The 4346-nt window shown below is 41.2% G+C and carries 6 protein-coding genes; 5 read left to right on the forward strand and 1 reads right to left on the reverse strand.

The genetic code is table 11. The features are described 5' to 3' along the window. The 5 genes from H1P_RS37670 to H1P_RS24250 form a co-directional block, all read left to right on the forward strand. The coding region (locus H1P_RS37670) for a hypothetical protein (protein WP_222427208.1) at positions 1-220 on the forward strand (220 nt) is incomplete at its 5' end. Between the two features lie 33 nt (positions 221-253). After that, entirely contained in the window at positions 254-586 is a 333-nt protein-coding gene (locus tag H1P_RS24235; protein WP_246141933.1) for a hypothetical protein, read from the forward strand. A gap of 214 nt (positions 587-800) precedes the next feature. After that, on the forward strand, positions 801-1697 hold the full coding sequence (locus tag H1P_RS24240) for a beta-keto acid cleavage family enzyme (protein WP_144872181.1): 897 nt from the start codon (positions 801-803) through the stop codon (positions 1695-1697). Further along, on the forward strand, positions 1690-2259 hold the full coding sequence (locus H1P_RS24245) for a gamma carbonic anhydrase family protein (RefSeq protein ID WP_144872183.1): 570 nt from the start codon (positions 1690-1692) through the stop codon (positions 2257-2259). The genes H1P_RS24240 and H1P_RS24245 overlap by 8 nt, the downstream gene beginning before the upstream one ends. Before the next feature lie 4 nt (positions 2260-2263). Beyond that, positions 2264-3019, forward strand: coding sequence for a sulfite exporter TauE/SafE family protein (locus H1P_RS24250; RefSeq protein WP_144872185.1), 756 nt, complete (start codon positions 2264-2266; stop codon positions 3017-3019). A 13-nt stretch (positions 3020-3032) separates the two neighbouring features. Here H1P_RS24250 and H1P_RS24255 read toward each other — a convergent pair. Continuing rightward, a partial coding sequence (locus tag H1P_RS24255; RefSeq protein ID WP_222427209.1) for a DNA integrity scanning protein DisA nucleotide-binding domain protein occupies positions 3033-4346 on the reverse strand: 1314 nt, incomplete at its 5' end.

A 4346-nucleotide genomic window follows, 5' to 3' on the forward strand; every position in this document is an offset into this window, starting at 1 on the left:
TTTAGGGGTCTTGGGCGGGGCAGAAGAGTTCTGCCGTGAAACGACAGAATCAGCCCCTTGGGTTTCCCTCAATGAGCAACTCGTTCAAGACAGGTATGAAACCGATAGTAATACTGTTCGGAGCTTCCGAAGCTCCGGAGCTTTAAGCCTCTTGAATATTAATGAAAAAGTAAAATTTTGCGCTTTTCATACCACCATGAGGCAAGGACTAATTTTCTAGCTCATTACTTATAAAACTCCATAACTAGTAATTATGATACTGAAGACGATAAAACGACTAAAACTTGCAGAACTGACCCTTTTGAGTTTAGCTATCCCTGGTCTTTATTCCGTTGTCCATGCTCAAGGTAATACATTCACTGGTACGGTGGAGCGAGTTTGGGAAGATGGCTTTCGACTCAATACTGGCGAGCGCACTCTTCGAGTAGATTCTTGGGATGTCTGTGGGGACAATACAATGAGTCATCTGTCAGCGAACGATCGAGTTAACGTATCAGGCGAGTTTTCAGGACTAGAGTTTGATGCCGATTCCATCACAGACAATCAAGAAACTCCAGTCTGTACTGTATCTAAGCCAAGAGAGTAAAGTATCTGCAACCGATATTGTTTGTCTTCAGCAACTAACAAGAGTAGAGTAGTCCAGTATTCTCTCTACACTGATACGAAGGAACTAACTCAACCCCAAACAATACTATCTTCCACTTTGACAGAGCCAATTTTCTAAGGCTTTGAGAAAAAGTGACAAATTTTGACTTGATTACAAATTTTAAGAATTTTGCTTTAATTGAGGTACTCTATCAATGCTTTCAACAATAAAATCAAATCCTTGTATTATTACTTGTGCTATTAATGGGATAACATCTCGTCAGATGAACCCTAATGTTCCGATTACACCTAAAGAACAAGCTTGCGCTATCGAACAAGCCTTTAAAGCTGGTGCAAGAGTCGCTCATGTACATCCAAGAGAGGATGATGGTAGCGAATCCCATCGCCCAGAACGATATCAAGAAGTATTATACGAAATCAAGTCAAGATGTCCTGAAATTATTGTGGAAATCTCGACCCGCGCCACCAGCATTGAGGATGGAATCGATCGCGGTAGTTGCGTCGAACTAACATCAAAATTATGGGGGAATGATGAGAGCCTGAAGCCCGATATGGTTTCACTGAACACAGGAACATTAAACCTTCGAGACCGAATTTTTCTCAATTCTCCCCTAGATATTGAATTACAAGCCCGACGAATTTACAATGCTGGGATTGTACCAGAGTTAGATATTTTTGAAATAGGGCAAATGGAAAATGCCTTCGAGCTTGTTCGCAAAGGAGTGTTAAAAAATCCACTCAATTTCCTCTTTGTACTCGGAAGCGGTGGTATATCAGCAGCTCCAGCTAATCTCTTGCATTTTGTGCGCTCCTTGCCACCTGGAACCCATTGGACTGGATTGGGTGCTGGACGACACAATTTTCCCATCGCTTCTCTATCTATTCACTTGGGTGGTCATGTTCGGACAGGACTAGAAGATACAACTTATATTCGCAAGGGGGTGAAAGCCAAGTCCAATGCTCAGTTAGTCGAGCAGACCGCACACTTGTGCGAAATCTATGGCAGACCGATTGCTACACCCCAGGAAGCTCGTGAACTATTAGGATTAGCCTCCAAACCATTATCTAACTTAAATCTTGCTTATGCTTAACTATCAAACTGAACCCAACACATCAACTGACAGCGTTTTTGGAGTTTTTGCTCTTGGGGATAAAGTACCCAAAATTCACAAAAAAGCTTGGATTGCACCCACAGCTTTAGTTATTGGCGATGTCGAAATCTCAGAAGGTGCGTCAATCTGGTTTAATGCTGTGCTGCGAGGGGATAGAGCACCTATTTATATTGGCAAGTTCACTAATATTCAGGATGGATGTGTCATTCACTCAGATGGAACACCTGTTTACGTCGGCGATCGCGTTAGTGTGGGACACCGAGCTACTCTCCATGGATGCTCTATTGGAACAGGATCGTTGATTGGTATTAACAGTGATGTTTTTGATAGAGTATTGATTGGCGACAATTGTATAGTTAGTGCTGGTAGTTTGGTAACAAAATCTCCCAATCCAAACGATGGTGTTGTTTTGCGTGGAGTACCAGCTAAAGTATATCGGGAAACTCGCTCGTCAGAAATCGAGCAAAACCTAATCCGTTCCCAGAGATATGCACAGACAGCAGAGCTATATCAGCATTCGCTGAGGAAAATTGAATTATAATTTTATGTTACATTTTTGGGGACTTTTGCCGTTAGGAATTGTGGTGGGATTAATTGCAGCCATACTAGGTATTGGGGGTGGTTTACTCTATGTACCTGCTCTAACCTTAGTGGGGGCTAGTCCAATTCAAGCTACTGCCACTAGCTTGCTGGGAATCTCTCTCGGCGCGATTTCTAGCTCTTTTCAGAATTGGCGTTCAAAATATTTAAATACCAAATTAGTAATTTTACTAGCCATTCCTGCTATGTTGTCGGTAGGAATTGGAGTAGCGATCGCTAATAGAATTACGGAGAATTATCTGTTGTTTGGCTTTGCTGGATTGCAGTTAGTGGCAATCTACCTAGTCAACTGGAGAAAAAATCTAGCGCGAGCGCAACAAACTGAGGCAACTAAATCTGTCTCATTACCCAAAGTTGCTTCTATCGGTTTTTCGGCAGGAATTTTATCAGGACTGTTCGGAGTTGGTGGTGGCATTATTATGGTGCCTTTGCAAAGGGCATTTTTAGGAGAATCCCTCAAGGCATCTATCACTACTAGCTTGGGGGCAATTGTCTTAATCTCTGGAGTAGGGGTTACTCAACACGCGTTAGCAGGTAATGTGCTTTGGCTTCCTGGGCTGCTACTCGGTGTAGGGAGTTTGATCGGCGGACAGCTAGGCGCACGGTTGTTACCCAAACTGCCAGAAACCTGGGTGCAATATCTATTTACAGGATTATTAATTTCTCTTGCTATCTATATGATTCAAACAGCACTAAGCTAACTAGTATTCAAAGTTACCCACCCTCAACAGAGCTTAAATTGGGATATAAGTCAACATAACCATCTTCTGACACAATAAGAGCCAAGCAATTAATATTGCTACTTATTTTTCCATCAATGTAACGAATCGCCGAATTGTATCTTGCTCCTCTAGAAGAATTACCATTTTCAGATGCTTTACCATCAAGAATTACTCCAAAAGAATGGATGATCCCTTCAGGTGAAATTAAAATTGCTCCATCAATGCTCGATAAGTGATAAATAATATCCTTAGAAACAATAACTGGCTCAATTACCGTGCTTTGAGCAGCTAATCGTTTGGTTTCCTGTTCGGCTTCGGGGGTAATCACCAACATCGTGCCGTGCCTTTGTTTGACTGCTGCTTCGACTGCTTTGACTAATATATTAACGGTAGTTTCATTTACTTTAAAAAACTGATAAACGCGATCGCAAAATAGTTTTCTATCGAAACGCGCTCTGGGTAATCTTGCTTGTCGATACTTAACCCGCAGCATAATATTTTCTGCATGAACTAATTCCCATGTATGATATTCAGCAAATCTGATTTCAAACAAGTTTTCTAGGTTAGGTTGATAAGTATCCAAAGGAATTCCCAGTCCCCAGACAGTTTCAACATCACAAAGCAAAGCCATTGTGGAGCTGGAAACTTCGAGCAATTTGCGGATTCCTCGATAATTATAAATCTTGATTGGAGTTTTTAATTTAACTTTGGCGGAAATGTCTGGATGATCGGTGCGACAGATGATTAATCTACCTTCGCTGGCTGCGCCTTCATATCGTTCAGCAGCTATAGCGTTAGCAAAGGACAGTAAATCAACTTTATGCCATTTATTGATATGCACTTCCACCGATTTAAGTAAACTAAATGCAGCATCTTCAATAACTCTTTCAGAATTACCCAGAGACGAAGTATTACCCTCTGATGAATTTTGAAATTTCAGTTCGCTATTGCCTAGAGACGAAGTATTACCCTCTGATGAATTTTGAAGTTCCAGTTCGCTTTCTTTCAATACTCGATAAATTAATGCTTCGAGAAAACAGCGATCGATTCTGTCCTGACGCATCGGATTAACTTCATAAGTTTCTTTCGTTAACCGATATTGACTGTCAAAGTCTTGCTTTTCAAGCTGAATCACAGTCATAATCCAGTGATGATTTTTTTGAACGGGAAAACTACAAAAGGAAACTTGTTCTCGTTTTAGATCGTGCTGTTTAAGAATTGATTGAACGGCTTGGCGTAGTGCTTTGGGGTATAGGGAATCTTGGTGAACTTGATTGAGATGGGCAGTCTCCATGAAAAAAAATTG

The sequence above is a fragment of the Hyella patelloides LEGE 07179 genome (genome assembly GCF_900659865.1).
Classification (GTDB): domain Bacteria; phylum Cyanobacteriota; class Cyanobacteriia; order Cyanobacteriales; family Xenococcaceae; genus Hyella; species Hyella patelloides.

What these genes read in the sequence shown, in the direction of transcription:
- H1P_RS24245 (WP_144872183.1), top strand. Translation starts at nt 1,690, where the DNA reads ATGCTTAACTATCAAACTGAACCCAACACATCAACTGACAGCGTTTTT.
- H1P_RS24250 (WP_144872185.1), top strand. Translation starts at nt 2,264, where the DNA reads ATGTTACATTTTTGGGGACTTTTGCCGTTAGGAATTGTGGTGGGATTA.
- H1P_RS24240 (WP_144872181.1), top strand. Translation starts at nt 801, where the DNA reads ATGCTTTCAACAATAAAATCAAATCCTTGTATTATTACTTGTGCTATT.
- H1P_RS24235 (WP_246141933.1), top strand. Translation starts at nt 254, where the DNA reads ATGATACTGAAGACGATAAAACGACTAAAACTTGCAGAACTGACCCTT.